Below are 15,724 nucleotides of genomic sequence, written 5' to 3' on the forward strand. Positions count from 1 at the left end.
CCTCAATGGGTCAGGACCACGATGTCGCTGCCATCCCACCACGCGACGACATGCTGGCCGCGTTCCATGCGCGCCTCTTCATGGCGCGCGGCGTTGGTGCGCGCCACCTTGAGGATGCCGCCTTGCGCCATGCGCACCTGGTAGTGGGTCTCGTTGCCGAAGTAGGAGACGTTGACGATCTCGCCGGCCACGCAGTTGTAGCCATCTTCGGCGGCCGAGGCGCGCTGCGCCACGCCGGGCATTTCGCGCTGGAGGGCGATTTTTTCGGGCCGCACCGCGACCGTCACCGGCATGTTGTTGGTGCCGCTGATGCCGTGGCTGACATAGTGGCGGCATTCGGCTGTCTCGACGACGACATGGTCGGGCTGGTCGACGCGCACATGGCCGTTGAACATGTTGGCGGTGCCGATGAAGTCGGCCACGAAGCGGCAGTTGGGGGTTTCGTAAATCTCGCCCGGCGCGCCCACCTGCAGGATGCGCCCTTCGCTCATGACGGCGATGCGGGTGGCCATGCTCATGGCCTCGTCCTGGTCGTGGGTGACCATCACGCAGGTCACCCCGACCTGCTCGATGATGTTCACCAGTTCCATCTGGGTCTGTTCGCGCAGTTTTTTGTCGAGCGCGCCGAGCGGCTCGTCGAGCAGCAGCAATTGCGGGCGCTTGGCCAGGCTGCGCGCCAGCGCCACGCGCTGCTGCTGCCCGCCCGAGAGCTGGTGCGGCTTGCGTTTGGCGTAGGGGCCCAGCTGCACCAGCGCCAGCATCTGGTCGACCCGTTCGGCGATGGCCGCCTTGGGCAAACCGTCGCGGCGCAGGCCGAAAGCGACGTTGTCCCACACCGTCAGGTGCGGGAACAGCGCGTACGACTGGAACATCATGTTGACCGGGCGCTCGTAGGGCGGCACGCCGACCAGGTCCTGGCCGGCCAGTTCGATGGCGCCGGCGGTCGGGGTCTCGAAGCCGGCCAGCATGCGCAGCAGGGTCGACTTGCCGCAGCCGGAGCTGCCCAGCAGCGCGAAGATCTCGCCTTTGTCGATGGCCAGCGAAATATCGTTCACGGCGCGCACGCCGTCGAATTCCTTGACGAGGTTGCGGATCAGGAGAAAGGGCTGCGAGCTTGCGGGTTGTGCAATCGTCATAGGGATGATGAAAGATGAGGCAAAGCCGCAATTTTATCGGACATACGCCGGTCTGCATGCAAAATGATTACATTACGGCTTACATTCCGGTCTTGAAACGGGTGAACACGCGCGTCATGGTGCGGCGCGCTTCGGCGCTCAAGGGCTCGGGCACCACCATGCGCTGCTTGTCGGCATCAAGCAGGTAGACCGTGCGGTTGCCGGCGATGTCGGGCCGCACCATCGGGGTGGCGGCCTTGTTCGGGTTGGCGTAGAAAACCTTGTTGGTCAGGCTCGCGTGTACCTCGGGGCGCAAAATATAGTTGATCCACAGGTGGGCGTTGCCCGGATGCGGGGCGTCGGCCGGAATGGCCATGGTGTCGAACATCAGGGTGGCCGTCTTCGGCACCAGCGCCACGATGTTGTGGCCATTCTTGTTGTCGATGGCGCGCTGGCGCGCGATGTTGATGTCGCCCGACCAGCCGAGCGAGACACACAGCGCGCCGTTGGCCAGGTCGTTGATGTAGCCGGAAGAGCTGAACAGGGTCACCGCCGGGCGGATCGCTTGCAGCATGCGCCCGGCGTCCTGGTAGTCGGCGCTGTTCTTCGAGTAGGCCGGCTTGCCGATGTAGAGCAGCGCGGCGGGCAGTACTTCGGACGGCGAGTCGAGAAAGGAAATGCCGCACGAAGTCAGTTTGCTGGCGTAGCGCGGATCGAACACCAGGTCCCATACATTGTCGGGCATGGGTAAAGACCCGAGCGCCGCCTTGACCTTGTCGACGTTGATGCCGAGCGTGGTGTAACCCCACAGCCAGACCACCAGGTGCTTGTTGTCCGGGTCGAGCCGTTTGAGCAGCGATTGCAGGGTCGGGTCAAGATTGGCCAGGTATGGCAGGCTGGCCTTGTCGAGGGGGCGCAGCAGGCCGCCGTCGATCTGCAGGCGCGCCCAGTGGGCGGTGGGGACCACGATGTCGTAGCCGGTTTTACCGGCGCTGAGCTTGGCGTGCAGGACTTCGTTGCTGTCGAAGACATCGTAGCGGACCTTGATGCCGGTTTCTTTTTCGAAGTTGCGGACCGTGTCGTCGGCGATGTAGTCGGACCAGTTGTAGATGTTGAGGACTTTCTCTTCCGGCGGGGCGGCGGCCCCGTTGGCGGCCGCCACGCTGGCGGCGGCCGCGAGGCCGAGGATGAAGCTGTGTGCGATGCGGCGTATCGTCTTCATCCTGGCTCCCGATCAAGGTTCGTTCAAGTTACCCAGCCCCGCTTCTGCACGTCGATCAGGGTGGCCTCGAGGCAGTACCTGATCTTGAAAATCATGTCGTCGATCTGCGCGCGCGTCATCACCAGCGGCGGCGCGATGATCATGCGCTCGCCCACGGCGCGCATGATGATCCCGTTGGCGAACATGTAGCCGCGGCAGATCATGCCCACGCCCTGCTCCGGATCGAAGTACTCGCAGTCATGCACCGCCGCGGCTTTCTTGCGCACCAGGTTCAGGCCCGCCACGAAGCCGCAGGTGTCGGCGTAACCGACCAGCGGATGATCCATCAGCCCTTCGAACTTCTCTTTCAGGTACGGGCCGGTGTCTTGCGCCACCTGCTGCACCAGGCGCTCGTCCATCAGGATGCGGATGTTTTCGAGCGCCGCCGCACACGCCACCGGATGGCCGGAATACGTGAAACCGTGATTGAAGTCGCCGCCTTCGTTGATCAACACGTTTGCGACCCGGTCACCGACCAGCACGCCACCAAGAGGAACATATCCCGAGGTCACACCCTTCGCGAATGTAATCAGATCAGGTTTGATCTGCATCAACTCGGAGCCAAACCATGTACCAAGACGGCCAAACCCGCAAATGACTTCGTCGGCGATCAAGAGCACGCCGTATTTGTCGCAGATGCGTTGAATTTCGGGCCAGTAGGTGGCCGGTGGAATGATCACGCCGCCCGCCCCCTGCACCGGTTCACCGATAAAAGCGGCCACTTTGTCGGCGCCGACCTCGAGGATTTTGGTCTCGAGCCAGCCGGCGGCCACGATGCCGAATTCATCAAGCGTCATGCCGCTGCCGTTTTCCAGGTAGTTCGGCTGGCCGATATGCTCGATCCCCGGGATCATGCCGCCCTGCTCGTGCATGCCCGCCATGCCGCCCAGCGCGGCGCCGGCCACGGTGCTGCCGTGGTAGGCGTTGTAGCGGCTGATGATGGTGTGGCGCTGCGGCTGGCCTTTGAGGTCCCAGTAGCGGCGCACCATGCGCAGGTTGGTGTCGTTCGCTTCCGAGCCGGAACCGGTGAAGAACACGTGGTTGAACTGGGGCGGCGAAATCTCCACCAGCAGCGCGGCCAGGCGCGTGGCCGGCACGTTGGTGGTGTTGAAGAAGCTGTTATAGAAGGGCAGCGTCTGCATCTGGCGGTAGACCGCGTCCGAGATGCTGGTGCGCCCGTAGCCGACATTCACGCACCACAGGCCGGACATGCCGTCGAGGATCTTGTTGCCCTCGGAATCCCACAGGTAGATGCCATCGCCGCGCACCATCACGCGCGCGCCGCGTTCGCCCAGCGCCTTGTGGTCGGTGAAGGGATGCATGTAGTGCGCCGCGTCCTGGCGCTGGATTTCGGCGGTGTCGTAGACGTCGTGCGTGGCGGCCTTGACCGACGCGACCAGCGCGGCGCTCGGGACCATGGGGTTGGCTGTCATGATGGACCTCGTTTTCGTTTTCGTTATTGTTGTTGTCGGTGCTGCGCGATGCTTACACGTGCAACAGCAGGTGTTCGCGTTCCCACGGGCTGATGACGGTCATGAATTCCTGGTGTTCCAGGTCCTTGATGGCCGCATACACATCGATGAAGCGCTCGCCCAGCACCGTGCGCAGCTTGTCCTCGGCGCGCAGCAGGTGCAGCGCTTCGGGCAGGCCTTGCGGCAGCTCGAACGGCATTTCGTAGGCGCTGCCGTTCATCATCGCGGTCGGTTCGAGCTGCTCGGTCATGCCGAGGTAGCCGCAGGCCAGGGTGACGGCCAGCGCCAGGTAGGGATTGGCGTCGGCGCCGATGATGCGGTTTTCCACGCGGCGGTCCTGCACGCCGGACTCCGGCACGCGAAAGCCCACCGTGCGGTTGTCCAGGCCCCACTGGATGTTGATCGGGGCGGCGGTGTGGCGCACGATGCGGCGGTACGAATTGACGTACGGCGCGACGATCGCCATGGCCGACGGCATGTAGCGCTGCAGGCCGCCGATGTACTGCTTGAACAGGGGCGAGGCCGAGCCGTCTTCGCTGCTGAAGATATTCAGCCCGGTCTTGGTATCGACCACGCTCTGGTGTACGTGCATGGCCGAACCGGGTTCGCCGGCCATCGGCTTGGCCATGAAGGTGGCGTACATGTCGTGCTTGAGGGCCGCTTCGCGCAGGGTGCGCTTGAAGAAGAACACCTTGTCGGCCAGGCCGAGCGGATCGCCGTGCAGGAAATTGATCTCCATCTGGCCGGCGCCGATCTCGTGGATCAGGGTGTCGACGTCGAGGTTCATCAGTTCGCAGTAGTCGTAGATGTCCTCGAACAGGGGATCGAACTCGTTGACGGCGTCGATGCTGTAGACCTGGCGGCTGGTTTCGGCGCGGCCGCTGCGGCCGATCGGCGGTTTCAGGGGCAGGTCGGGATCGATGTTCTTGGCGGTCAGGTAGAACTCGAGTTCGGGCGCGACCACCGGCTTCCAGCCCTTGTCGGCATACAGCTTCAAGACGCGGCGCAGCACCGTGCGCGGCGCGAAGTCGACCAGTTTGCCGTCGGCGAAATAGCAGTCGTGGATCACCTGCGCGGTCGGGTCGACCGCCCACGGCACCATGGTGATGGTGGTCGGATCGGCTTTCAGGATCATGTCGCGGTCGGTGGCCGAGATGGCGCGGTCGTAGGCTTCGTCGTCGACGGGATAGTTGCCGGTCACGGTCATGCCCAGCACCGCCTCGGGGATGCGCATGCCGCGCTCCTGCGTGAACTTACCGCGCGGGAGGATCTTGCCGCGCGCGACCCCGGTCAAGTCGGGAATCAGGCATTCGATTTCGGTGACCCGTTTCTCGTTGAGCCACAGGTCCATGTCGGTGTAGGTAAAGTTTTCGCGAATTGCCATGATGTTCTCTCTGTAGTTTGCGCTCTGTAATTTGCGCTCTGTAGTTTGCTCATTGCGCGCGCGGGCGACTGCCGCGGGCGTGCTGTGGAACCGAGGATGGCAAGCGGCGCTAAGGCACGCAGCAGAGGGCCCACTTTTCGTAGCGGCTGGCGCTGCGGATGTTCATGCGCGCCCCGCCTGGAAAGCGCGGCAAGCCTGGCCGAAGGCGCCGAACATGGCCATCGACGCCGGGTTCTCGAGGATCCGCCACTCCGGATGCCACTGCACGGCCAGGGTAAAGCCGGGCGCGGACGGCACCGAGAATGCTTCCACCAGGCCGTCGTGCGAGAGCGCTTCGATGGCGATGCCGGGCGCGAGCCGGTCGACGCCCTGCCCGTGCAGCGAATTGACGGCGATGCGGTCAAGCCCGCCGAGCATGCGCTGGAAGGCGCCGCCGGGTGTGATGATCACATCGTGGGCCGGGCCGTACTGGTCTTCGATGGAGGCGTCCGGGTCTTCGCGGTGGTCCATCTTGCCTTCGACTTCCTGCACCGCCTGGTACAGGCTGCCGCCCAGGGCCACATTCATCTCCTGGAAACCGCGGCACACCGCGATGATGGGAATGCCGCGCTCGAGGGCGGCGCGGATCAGCGGCAAGGTGGTGGCGTCGCGCGCCGGGTCCTGCGGCAGGCGCGGGTCGTACACGTCCTGGTCGTAGTAGCCCGGATGCACGTTCGAGGCCGAGCCGGTCAGCATGATGCCGTCGCAGACGGAGAGCGACGCCTCAAGGTCGAGCGCGGCGCCGAGCGCGGGCAGGACCATGGGAGCGCAGTCGGCGCCGAGGACGACGGCGTCGACATATTTGAGCTGCGCGGCATGATACGGATGAGGGCCGATCTGGCGCGTGCAAGCGGGAACGAGGACGATAGGACGGCGCATGATTGTCGATATAGGAACGAATGACGCACCCGGTTCATCATAATGGCTAATCGGCCTGATGGCGAGTGCTGCTTGATCCATCTCAAATGGACAACATAGGTTTGGCGCAGATCGATGCGCCTGACCACAGTTAGAGCTTACCGGCAAGTTGTCAAACATGCCAACACGAACCGCCACCGCCCTAAATATTCCAAAAAGGCAACTATTTTCTTAATTGAGGTCAGACCCCGGTTAAGCAAGGTTCAGCGGCGCCGGCCGCGCACGCCCACCAGCGCCAGCCCGGCCAGCAGCATGGCCCAGGTCGATGGTTCCGGCACCGGCAGCATGCTGGCCGGATCGAGCCGCAGCATGCCGCACACGCCCAGCCCCTGATGGCAGCCGCTGGCGGCAATCTGCCCGAGGTCGTTGATGGCGCCGGCATCGGTCAGGTGCCAGCCGGACGCCGGGTCGATCAGGCTGTTCAGATTGAACAGCGCCCCGCCCTCCCACAGCACCGCCTCCTTCACGTCCCAGCCCTGGTACGACAGTCCCACCACCTGCCCCGCATTGTTCAGGCCGCGCGCGGCGCTGCCCATGCCGGACAAGGCGCCCAGGTCGCTCATCACGCCATTGACGTACAAAAAAGCGTGCTCGCCCGCTTGCCCGCCCAGCGCAGAGCTGCCGGCGACATGCCCCGCCTCGTTGATCGCGCTCGCACTCGACCATTCACCGCCCAGGGCGCCGAGGTCGCGCATCGTGCCGTTGTCGTACAAAAAGGCGCGCGGGGTGTAGGGACCGGCCAGCGCGGCCCAGCCGACGATCTGCCCGGCGCTGTTGATGCCGTCGGCGTTGCTCGACTTGCCGCCCAGCGTGCCCAGGTCGGTCACGCCGCTGCCCGTAAAGCGCGCCGCGTGGAATTCCAGGCAGTCGCAGGGAATCGCGCCGACCGCCGTGCCGGCGTTGTTGATGGCGTTGGCGCCGCTTTCCCTGAGCGCCCACGGGGTCAGGTTGGTCGCCGTGGCGCCGCTGAACATGACCGCGTGGCTGATGCCGTCCGCCGTCTTCGATTCGCCCACCACCTGGCGCGCGTCGTTGATCGCCTGCGCACGCGTGTACTGGCCGCCCAGGCTGCCCAGCTGCGCCGTGCGGCCGTCGGCGAACAGGTAGCCGCGCCACTCTTGCCCGGTCACGTAGGTGCCGCCGACCACGTCGCCGTGCTTGTTGATGCCGGTCGCTTCGACATAGTCGAACTGGCCGGCCAGGATGGTGGTGATGCGGTAGCGCGGCGCTGGCGCGGCCAGCGCCGGCAGGCAGGCGGCGCACAGCGCCAGTGCGGGAAGAAGGCGGGCAGGTTGACGCATAAGGCACCTCGTCGTGAGCGGTGGCGGTTCCCGCAGGGATACCGGGCAACGCCGGAAGCGGCGCCGTCACCGTTCAGGATGGTCCCGGCGCGGCGCCCGGGTTTGTGCCCTCACAAAAAGTTCCCCACAGAATGCAGACGGCCTGCGCGCGATCAAGACGGCAGTGAGCGGATGCTGCTTGGTGGCAAGCATCGCAGCACGCGCGCTGCGCTGCCCGGCAACCGCTTGCAAAAAACGCTAAGATGATTGCCCGGCCTCGCGCCAAGCCTGATCACGAAAGCCCTGTCATGTTGAATCTCAAAGACCCTGCGCTGCTGCGGCAGCAATGTTTTATCGACGGCGAATGGTGCGATGCGGGCGACGCGGCCACCATCACCGTGACCAATCCGGCCACCGGCGACACCCTCGGCACGGTGCCGCGCATGGGCAAGGAGGACGCCGCGCGCGCCATTTCGGCGGCCAACGCGGCCTGGCCCGCCTGGCGCAAGAAGAGCGCGCGCGAACGCAGCGTCATTCTGCGCAAGTGGAACGACCTGATGATCGAGAATGCCGACGACCTGGCCCTGATCATGACCGCAGAACAAGGCAAGCCGCTCTCCGAATCGAAGGGCGAAATCGCTTACGCGGCGTCGTTCATCGAGTGGTTCGCCGAGGAAGGCAAGCGCATCGAAGGCGACACCCTGCAGTCGCCCTGGCCCGACCGGCACCTGGTGGTGACCAAGGAGCCGATCGGCGTGTGCGCGGCGATTACGCCGTGGAATTTTCCGGCGGCGATGATCACGCGCAAGGTCGGCCCCGCGCTGGCGGCCGGCTGCCCGATGGTGGTCAAGCCGGCCGAGCTGACCCCGTTCTCGGCCCTGGCGCTGGCCGAACTGGCCGAGCGCGCCGGCGTGCCCAAGGGCGTGTTCAGCGTGATCACGGGCGACTCGAAAGCGATCGGCGCCGAAATGACCGGCAATCCGCTGGTGCGCAAACTCACCTTCACCGGCTCGACCCAGGTCGGGCGCGTGCTGATGGAGCAGTGCGCGCCGACCATCAAGAAGCTGTCGCTGGAGTTGGGCGGCAACGCGCCGTTCATCGTGTTCGACGACGCCGACCTCGATGCGGCGGTGGAAGGGGCGATCGCGTCCAAGTACCGCAACGCCGGCCAGACCTGCGTATGCGCCAACCGCCTGTATGTGCAGGATGGGGTGTACGAGCGCTTCGCCGAAAAACTGGTGGCGGCGGTGGCCAAGCTGAAAGTCGGCAATGGCCAGGATGTGGGCGTGACGCAAGGCCCGCTGATCGAGGAAAAGGCTGTCCTCAAGGTCGAGGAGCACATCGCCGACGCGCTCGCCAAAGGCGCGCGCCTGCTAGCCGGCGGCAAGCGCCACGCCCTGGGACACAGCTTTTTCGAGCCGACCGTGCTGGCCGATGTGACGTCGACGATGCAGGTGGCCACCGAAGAAACCTTCGGCCCGCTCGCGCCCCTGTTCCGCTTCGATACCGAGGAAGATGTCATCGCCATGGCCAACGATACCGAATTCGGGCTGGCGGCGTATTTTTACTCGCGCGACATCGGGCGCGTGTGGCGCGTGGCCGATGCCCTGGAAACGGGCATGGTCGGCGTCAATACCGGCCTGATGTCGACCGAGGTGGCGCCGTTCGGCGGCGTCAAGCAGTCGGGACTGGGACGCGAAGGCTCGCGCTACGGCATCGACGACTATCTGGTGATCAAGTACATCTGCATGGGCGGGCTGTAACGCGCAGCCTGGCAAAGCAAGCCCGCCGGCTCAGTCCGGCGGGTATTCGTGGTATTTGCGGGCATCGCCGCGCACCTTGTCGGCCGGGTATTTGGCCCGGTTGAGCACCATCTTTTCCTGCACCGCCGCGCCCAGGTCGATATCGAGCTGGTCCGCCAGCAAGACCAGGTAGACCAGCACGTCGGCCATTTCGTGGCGCACCTGGACAAGTTTGTCCGCCCCCAATTCTTCCTGCGTCCCGGTCTTGAGCCACTGGAAATGTTCCAGCAGCTCGGCCGCTTCGACCGACAGCGCCGACGATAAATTCTTGGGCGTGTGGAACTGGCCCCAGTCGCGCTCCTCGACAAAGCTGCGCGCCAGGGTGCGAATAGTTTCCAGCTGATTATTTTCCTGATTCAAATTATTGCTCCATTAGTATTTTCCACACGTGGGTCAAGGGAACCGCGCCAGCATTTGTGTTGCGTCTTTGCAGCAAGTGCGAGCGTTGCTGTATTTACCTGTGCTAAGACAAGATATTATTACCGGACAGAGCGAGCGCCACGACGCGTTCCTGTGCTTTGTGCGGCCATGCCCCGCCGCGACGCCACTCCATACGGTATCCCATTCGATCAAAGGAACTCACATGTTTTCACGCATGACCGTCGTTTCGCTGGCGCTGGCCGCCATCCTGCCGCTGCCGGCGCACGCCCAGGCGCCGGCCGGGGCGCCAGCGCCAGCCGCCGCACCAACAGCGGCGCCCGCCGCGCATGCCAGGCATGCCAAACACGAATGGACGTATGAGGGCGCCACCGGGCCGGCCAAATGGGGCGGCCTCAAGTCCGACTATGTTATCTGCAAGACCGGTCACGCGCAGTCGCCGATCGATATCCGCACGAATGCGACCACCAAGTCCCAGCTCGATCCGATTGTGTTCGAATACCAGCCTTCGCCGCTGAAAATCATCGATAACGGGCACACGGTGCAGGTCAATTATGCACCGGGCAGCGGGATGACGATCGGTGGCGTACGCCATGAATTGCTGCAATTCCATTTCCATACGCCGAGCGAAGAGCGCATCAACGGCAAGCAGTATCCGCTCGGCTTGCACCTGGTACACAAGAACGCGGACAACAAGCTGGCCGTGGTGGCGGTATTGTTCAAGCTGGGCAAGGAAAACCCGGCGCTGACAAATATCTTCAACAACCTGCCGAAGCAAGCGGAAGTCGAGCAGGCGGTCGATGGCGTGACCATCGACATGATGGGCATTTTGCCGCCGACCCAGGGTTACTACAATTTCCCGGGCTCCTTGACCACGCCGCCATGCAGCGAAGAAGCCAACTGGTTCGTGCTGAAAACGCCGGTGGAAATGTCGAAGGCGCAACTGGCCCAGTTTCACAAGCTGTACAAGCACAACGCCCGTCCGGTGCAACACTTGAACGGACGTGTGATCAAGGAAAGCAACTAAAACCGCAAAACCGTCGCCCCCGCGCAGGCGGGGGTCCAATTTTGTATGCCCGGTTACAGGCGAAAGAACCACCTTGGGCCCCCGCCTGCGCGAGGGCGACGATCACATGGCCAATTCCGGCTATTCCTGATACTCCAGCAAGCGCGCCGCCAGTTTCGGCGCCAGCTCATCGGCGCCGCTGACACTCATCCCCAGGTCGCGCAGCAAGCCGTCGTGCAAGCCGTACACCCAGCCATGCACCGTCAGCGGCTGGCCGCGCTCCCATGCATCCTGCACCACCGTGGTCTGCGCCGTGTTGACCACCTGCTCGGTCACGTTCAACTCGCACAAGCGGTCGGCACGCGCGCGCGACGGCAATACATCGCCCAGGTATTTCTCGTGCTTTTGCTGCACATCCTGCACGTGGCGCAGCCAGTTGTCGGCCAGGCCCACGCGCTTGTTGATCATGGCCGCGTGTACGCCCGAACAGCCATAGTGCCCGCAAATGATGACGTGCTTGACCTTGAGCACGTCAATGGCGAACTGCAACACCGTCAGGCAGTTCAAGTCCGAATGCACGACCACGTTGGCGATATTGCGATGGACGAACAACTCGCCCGGTGCCAGTCCCAGCAACTCGTTGGCCGGCACCCGGCTGTCGGAACAGCCGATCCACAGATACTCGGGCGACTGCTGGGCGGTCAATGCCTTGAAGAAGTTCTCATCCTTGGCCACCATGGCCGCAGCCCAGTCGCGATTGCGTTTGAAGAGCGCGTCGATATCGTATTGTGCTTGAGTCATGTCAGTCCTGTCTGTTCGAAAAAAAACCGCTGACAGAGCCATGGGCCAAGTTCAGCGGTTTGGATGAATAGGCGCAACTAGGCCCGCCTTATTCGAAAAAATCTTTCACCTTGTCCATCCAGCCCTTGCTCTGCGGGCTGTGCTTGCCGCCGCCTTCGACCGTCAGGCGCTCGAATTCGCGCAGCAAGTCTTTTTGCTTGTCGGTCAGCTTGACCGGCGTTTCGACCGCCACGTGGCAGAACAGGTCGCCCGGATAACCGGAACGCATGCCCTTGATGCCCTTCGCTTTCAGGCGGAAAGTGCGGCCCGATTGGGTGCCTTCAGGAATCGTGAACGAGACCTTGCCGGACAGGGTAGGCACTTCGATCTCGCCGCCCAGGGTGGCCTTCACGAACGAGATCGGCATTTCGCAATGCAGGTCGTCGCCTTCGCGATTGAACACCGAGTGCGGCTTGACCCGCACTTCGATCAACAGGTCGCCCGGCGGCCCGCCGTTGGTGCCCGGTTGGCCGAGCCCCTTGTAACGGATGCTGACGCCGCTTTCGATACCGGCCGGAATACTTACTTCCTGGATCTTCTGGCGCTTGATCATGCCTTCGCCGCCGCACGGAGCGCACGGTTCGGCAATGATCTTGCCGCTGCCCTGGCAACGCGAGCAGGTCTGCTGGATGCTGAAGAAGCCTTGCTGCACACGCGTCTGGCCGTGTCCGCCGCACTGGGTGCAGGTGACCGGCGACGTGCCCGGCTTGGCGCCGCTGCCGTGGCAGGTTTCGCACTTGTCCCAGCTCGGGATGCGCAATTCCTGGGTGTGGCCGTGCGCCGCCTGCTCGAGCGTGATCTCGAAGCCCATGCGCATGTCGGCACCACGGTACACCTGCGGGCCGGCACTGCGCCCGCGGCCGCCACCGCCGAAAATGTCGCCGAAGATATCGCCGAAGCTGTCCGGGAAGCCGCCAGCGCCGCCGCCGAAGCCGCCACCGCCGCCACCCATGTTCGGATCGACACCGGCGTGACCATAACGGTCGTACGCTTCGCGCTTCTCCGGATTGGTCAGCATTTCGTACGCTTCCTTGACTTCCTTGAACTTCTCTTCCGATTCCTTACTGTCCGGATTGCGGTCCGGATGGTATTTCATCGCAAGCTTGCGATACGACTTCTTGATGTCATCTTCAGAAGCATTCTTGGCGACCCCGAGGATCTGGTAAAAATCACGCTTTGCCATTTGTCGGCACCTTGCTGTCTAGCTACTACGCTACTGTTTATGCAAAAAACCGAGCCGCGGGAGGGCTCGGCTTGTCGTCGCCTTTTGCTCGATCTGGCACGGGCTGCTTTGAAGCGGCCCGCACCTTGCACCGGCATCAATTACTTGGCGTCCTTGACTTCCTTGAAGTCGGCGTCGATCACGTCGTCCTGGGCTGGTTTGCCCTCGGCGCCGCCTGCCTGCTGGCCGGCGTCAGCGCCGCCGGCAGCTTGCTGCGCCTGCTGGTCGGCATACATCTTCTCGCCCAGTTTTTGCGACGCAGCCGACAGTTTTTCGATCTTGGCATCGATCTCGGCCTTGTCGCCGGACTTGATCGCGCCTTCGACGTCGGTAATCGCCGCGTTGATGGCTTCTTTTTCGGCAGCGTCGAGCTTGTCGCCGTATTCGGTCAGCGACTTGCGGGTCGAGTGCACCAGGTTATCGGCCTGGTTGCGCGATTCGGCCAGTTCCTTGACCTTCTTGTCTTCTTCGGCGTTGACTTCGGCGTCTTTTACCATTTTCTGGATTTCCGCTTCGGTCAGGCCGGAGTTGGCCTTGATCGTGATCTTGTTTTCCTTGCCGGTGGCCTTGTCCTTGGCGCCGACGTGCAAAATGCCGTTGGCGTCGATGTCGAAGGTCACTTCGATCTGCGGCGTGCCGCGCGATGCCGGCGGGATGCCTTCGAGGTTGAATTCGCCCAGGCCCTTGTTGCCGGCCGCGATTTCACGCTCGCCCTGGAACACCTTGATCGTCACCGCAGGCTGGTTGTCTTCGGCGGTCGAAAACACCTGGCTGAACTTGGTCGGGATGGTGGTGTTCTTGTGGATCATCTTGGTCATCACGCCGCCCATGGTTTCGATACCCAGCGACAGCGGGGTCACGTCCAGCAGCAGCAAGTCCTTGCGCTCGCCCGACAGCACGGCGCCCTGGATGGCGGCGCCGACAGCGACGGCTTCATCCGGGTTGACGTCCTTGCGCGGCTCCTTGCCGAAGAATTCCTTGACCTTTTCCTGCACCTTCGGCATACGGGTCATGCCGCCGACCAGGATGATGTCGTCGATGTCGGACACTTTGACGCCGGCATCCTTGATCGCCATCTTGCATGGTTCCATGGTGGCCGCGATCAGTTCCTCAACCAGCGACTCGAGCTTGGCGCGGGTCATTTTCAGGTTCAGGTGGACCGGCGCGCCGTTCGCCATGGCGATGTACGGCTCGTTGATTTCGGTTTGCTGCGAGGACGACAGTTCGATCTTCGCGCGCTCGGCCGACGCCTTGATGCGCTGCAGGGCGATCGGATCTTTTTTCAGGTCCAGGCCGTTGATCTTCTTGAATTCGTCGATGATGTAATCGATGATGCGCTGGTCGAAGTCTTCGCCGCCGAGGAAGGTGTCGCCGTTGGTGGACAGGACTTCGAACTGCTTTTCGCCATCGACGTCGGCGATTTCGATGATCGAAACGTCGAACGTGCCGCCGCCCAGGTCATACACGGCGATCTTGCGGTCGCCCTTGTCGGTTTTGTCGAGGCCGAACGCCAGCGCCGCCGCAGTTGGCTCGTTGATGATGCGCTTGACGTCGAGACCGGCGATACGGCCGGCGTCTTTGGTCGCCTGGCGCTGCGAATCGTTGAAGTAGGCAGGCACGGTGATGACCGCTTCGGTCACTTCTTCGCCGAGATAGTCTTCGGCGGTTTTTTTCATCTTGCGCAGGACTTCAGCGGAAATTTGCTGAGCCGCCAGTTTTTTGTCGCGCACGCCGATCCATGCATCGCCGTTGTCGGCTTTGATGATCGAATACGGCATCAGGCCGATATCTTTCTGCACTTCTTTTTCGTCGAACTTACGGCCGATCAGGCGCTTGACCGCGAACAGCGTGTTCTTCGGGTTGGTGACAGCCTGGCGCTTGGCCGGTGCGCCGACGAGGATTTCGCCATCTTCTTGGTAAGCAATAATGGAAGGCGTCGTACGCGCGCCTTCTGCGTTCTCGATTACCTTTGGCTGACCGTTTTCCATGATGGCCACGCAAGAGTTCGTCGTGCCAAGGTCAATACCGATAATTCTGCCCATGATTTTTTCCTTTTAATTACTTAGTTTCAGATGACTTGAATATGTGGAAAAACTGCGTGCTTTCAAGACCTTGCAAGAGAGCACACCGTATTTATTTTGCTTGCGCTGCGGTAACGATGGCGGGACGCAACAAGCGGTCGGCGATCATATAGCCTTTTTGCAGCACGCTGACCACGGTGTTCGCTTCCTGCTCGGCCGGCACCACGGCGACGGCCTGGTGCTTCATCGGATCGAGCTTGTCGCCCTGGGCCGGCATCACCTCGACCAGCTTGTTCTTCTCGAACGCCGAGGTGAGCTGCTTGAGGGTCATTTCGACGCCTTCTTTCAGCGACTCGAGCGTTGGCGACTCGACCTTGAGCGCCATTTCGAGGCTGTCGCGCACCGGCACCATGGCCTCGGCGAAGCTTTCGATGGCGAATTTATGCGCCTTGTTGACGTCTTCCTGGGCGCGGCGGCGGATGTTCTCGCCTTCGGCCTTGGCGCGCATGAAGGCGTCATGCATCTCGGCCAGCTTGGCTTCGGTGGCGCTGAGCTGCTCTTCGAGGCTGCGTTCGCCGTTGGCGGGCGCGGACGCCTGGACCGATTCGTCGGACGGTTGCGAGACTTCTGGATTTTCTTGCTCTTGCATCGGAAAAGCTCCTGGAATCAATGACTTAACTAATTGTTTGACGTGTCTTGCTAGCCACATAGGGACCCAGATGGGGCTATAACCTACATTTTCAAGGGGAATCCTACAGCGTTGCTTTTTTGTGCAATGTTACAAATCTTACCAATGAGGAGATTCTTTTCAGGACGGCCCGGGCTACCATGAAGTTATCCAGCCTGAATGCGCGTGCATCGCCCGCGCGAAGGCTGTTTCAGGGAGTTCGACATGAAGTTGCCGTTGATTGCCGTCAGCGTTGTTGCCTACACCGTGCTCGCGCTGGCCTGGATCTGCTACGCAGAGCTGAGTGTACACGGAACGC

General features: G+C 62.7%; 13 protein-coding genes. 2 read left to right on the forward strand and 11 right to left on the reverse strand.

Annotated elements, in window-relative coordinates:
- Nucleotides 1–2: 2 nt before the first annotated feature.
- The 6 genes from F1735_RS08440 to F1735_RS08465 all read right to left on the reverse strand — a co-directional run bounded on the left by F1735_RS08440 (nt 3) and on the right by F1735_RS08465 (nt 7,490).
- Nucleotides 3–1,136 (reverse strand): ABC transporter ATP-binding protein, encoded by a 1,134-nt coding sequence (locus tag F1735_RS08440; RefSeq protein WP_167236517.1) that lies wholly within the window; start codon nt 1,134–1,136, stop codon nt 3–5.
- 79 nt (nt 1,137–1,215) lie between these two features.
- Nucleotides 1,216–2,337, reverse strand: a complete 1,122-nt coding sequence (locus F1735_RS08445) for a polyamine ABC transporter substrate-binding protein (RefSeq protein WP_167236518.1) — start codon at nt 2,335–2,337, stop codon at nt 1,216–1,218.
- 23 nt (nt 2,338–2,360) lie between these two features.
- Nucleotides 2,361–3,794 carry an aspartate aminotransferase family protein gene (locus F1735_RS08450; RefSeq protein ID WP_373888488.1) on the reverse strand — a complete coding sequence of 478 codons (1,434 nt, stop codon included), beginning with the start codon at nt 3,792–3,794 and terminating at the stop codon, nt 2,361–2,363.
- 67 nt (nt 3,795–3,861) lie between these two features.
- A complete protein-coding gene (locus F1735_RS08455; RefSeq protein WP_166894540.1) occupies nt 3,862–5,232 on the reverse strand; it encodes a glutamine synthetase family protein in 1,371 nt (456 codons plus the stop codon).
- Nucleotides 5,233–5,394: 162 nt separating this feature from the next.
- The gene (locus F1735_RS08460) at nt 5,395–6,150 is read right to left on the reverse strand and encodes a gamma-glutamyl-gamma-aminobutyrate hydrolase family protein (RefSeq protein WP_167236520.1); all 756 of its coding nucleotides are present in this window, start codon (nt 6,148–6,150) and stop codon (nt 5,395–5,397) included.
- Between the two features lie 242 nt (nt 6,151–6,392).
- A complete protein-coding gene (locus F1735_RS08465; RefSeq protein ID WP_167236521.1) occupies nt 6,393–7,490 on the reverse strand; it encodes a PEPxxWA-CTERM sorting domain-containing protein in 1,098 nt (365 codons plus the stop codon).
- Between the two features lie 287 nt (nt 7,491–7,777).
- On the opposite strand from F1735_RS08465, the gene gabD reads away from it, so the two are divergent.
- Nucleotides 7,778–9,232: an NADP-dependent succinate-semialdehyde dehydrogenase gene (gene gabD / locus F1735_RS08470; RefSeq protein ID WP_167236522.1), complete on the forward strand. Its 1,455-nt coding sequence runs from the start codon at nt 7,778–7,780 to the stop codon at nt 9,230–9,232.
- Nucleotides 9,233–9,262: 30 nt separating this feature from the next.
- On the opposite strand, the gene F1735_RS08475 is transcribed toward gabD, so the two are convergent.
- Nucleotides 9,263–9,631: a nucleotide pyrophosphohydrolase gene (locus tag F1735_RS08475; RefSeq protein WP_167236523.1), complete on the reverse strand. Its 369-nt coding sequence runs from the start codon at nt 9,629–9,631 to the stop codon at nt 9,263–9,265.
- A 223-nt stretch (nt 9,632–9,854) separates the two neighbouring features.
- Between F1735_RS08475 and F1735_RS08480 the strand changes: the two genes are divergently transcribed.
- The gene (locus F1735_RS08480; RefSeq protein ID WP_229505679.1) at nt 9,855–10,676 is read left to right on the forward strand and encodes a carbonic anhydrase; all 822 of its coding nucleotides are present in this window, start codon (nt 9,855–9,857) and stop codon (nt 10,674–10,676) included.
- A gap of 120 nt (nt 10,677–10,796) precedes the next feature.
- Here F1735_RS08480 and can read toward each other — a convergent pair whose 3' ends face one another.
- The 4 genes from can to grpE form a co-directional block, all read right to left on the reverse strand.
- The gene (gene can, locus F1735_RS08485) at nt 10,797–11,456 is read right to left on the reverse strand and encodes a carbonate dehydratase (protein ID WP_167225200.1); all 660 of its coding nucleotides are present in this window, start codon (nt 11,454–11,456) and stop codon (nt 10,797–10,799) included.
- An 88-nt stretch (nt 11,457–11,544) separates the two neighbouring features.
- On the reverse strand, nt 11,545–12,678 hold the full coding sequence (gene dnaJ / locus F1735_RS08490; protein ID WP_167236524.1) for a molecular chaperone DnaJ: 1,134 nt from the start codon (nt 12,676–12,678) through the stop codon (nt 11,545–11,547).
- 140 nt (nt 12,679–12,818) lie between these two features.
- Nucleotides 12,819–14,759 (reverse strand): molecular chaperone DnaK, encoded by a 1,941-nt coding sequence (gene dnaK / locus F1735_RS08495; RefSeq protein ID WP_167236525.1) that lies wholly within the window; start codon nt 14,757–14,759, stop codon nt 12,819–12,821.
- 91 nt (nt 14,760–14,850) lie between these two features.
- Nucleotides 14,851–15,387, reverse strand: coding sequence for a nucleotide exchange factor GrpE (gene grpE, locus F1735_RS08500; RefSeq protein WP_167236526.1), 537 nt, complete (start codon nt 15,385–15,387; stop codon nt 14,851–14,853).
- Nucleotides 15,388–15,724 lie beyond the last annotated feature (337 nt).

The organism is Massilia genomosp. 1 (genome assembly GCF_011682185.1).
Classification (GTDB): domain Bacteria; phylum Pseudomonadota; class Gammaproteobacteria; order Burkholderiales; family Burkholderiaceae_D; genus Telluria_A; species Telluria_A rubra.

Excerpts from the sequence above, each read along its gene's own strand:
- F1735_RS08440 (WP_167236517.1), bottom strand. The coding sequence starts at position 1,136 with ATGACGATTGCACAACCCGCAAGCTCGCAGCCCTTTCTCCTGATCCGC.
- F1735_RS08445 (WP_167236518.1), bottom strand. The coding sequence starts at position 2,337 with ATGAAGACGATACGCCGCATCGCACACAGCTTCATCCTCGGCCTCGCG.
- F1735_RS08450 (WP_373888488.1), bottom strand. The coding sequence starts at position 3,794 with ATGGTCCCGAGCGCCGCGCTGGTCGCGTCGGTCAAGGCCGCCACGCAC.
- F1735_RS08455 (WP_166894540.1), bottom strand. The coding sequence starts at position 5,232 with ATGGCAATTCGCGAAAACTTTACCTACACCGACATGGACCTGTGGCTC.
- F1735_RS08460 (WP_167236520.1), bottom strand. The coding sequence starts at position 6,150 with ATGCGCCGTCCTATCGTCCTCGTTCCCGCTTGCACGCGCCAGATCGGC.
- F1735_RS08465 (WP_167236521.1), bottom strand. The coding sequence starts at position 7,490 with ATGCGTCAACCTGCCCGCCTTCTTCCCGCACTGGCGCTGTGCGCCGCC.
- gabD (WP_167236522.1), top strand. The coding sequence starts at position 7,778 with ATGTTGAATCTCAAAGACCCTGCGCTGCTGCGGCAGCAATGTTTTATC.
- F1735_RS08480 (WP_229505679.1), top strand. The coding sequence starts at position 9,855 with ATGTTTTCACGCATGACCGTCGTTTCGCTGGCGCTGGCCGCCATCCTG.
- can (WP_167225200.1), bottom strand. The coding sequence starts at position 11,456 with ATGACTCAAGCACAATACGATATCGACGCGCTCTTCAAACGCAATCGC.
- dnaJ (WP_167236524.1), bottom strand. The coding sequence starts at position 12,678 with ATGGCAAAGCGTGATTTTTACCAGATCCTCGGGGTCGCCAAGAATGCT.
- dnaK (WP_167236525.1), bottom strand. The coding sequence starts at position 14,759 with ATGGGCAGAATTATCGGTATTGACCTTGGCACGACGAACTCTTGCGTG.
- grpE (WP_167236526.1), bottom strand. The coding sequence starts at position 15,387 with ATGCAAGAGCAAGAAAATCCAGAAGTCTCGCAACCGTCCGACGAATCG.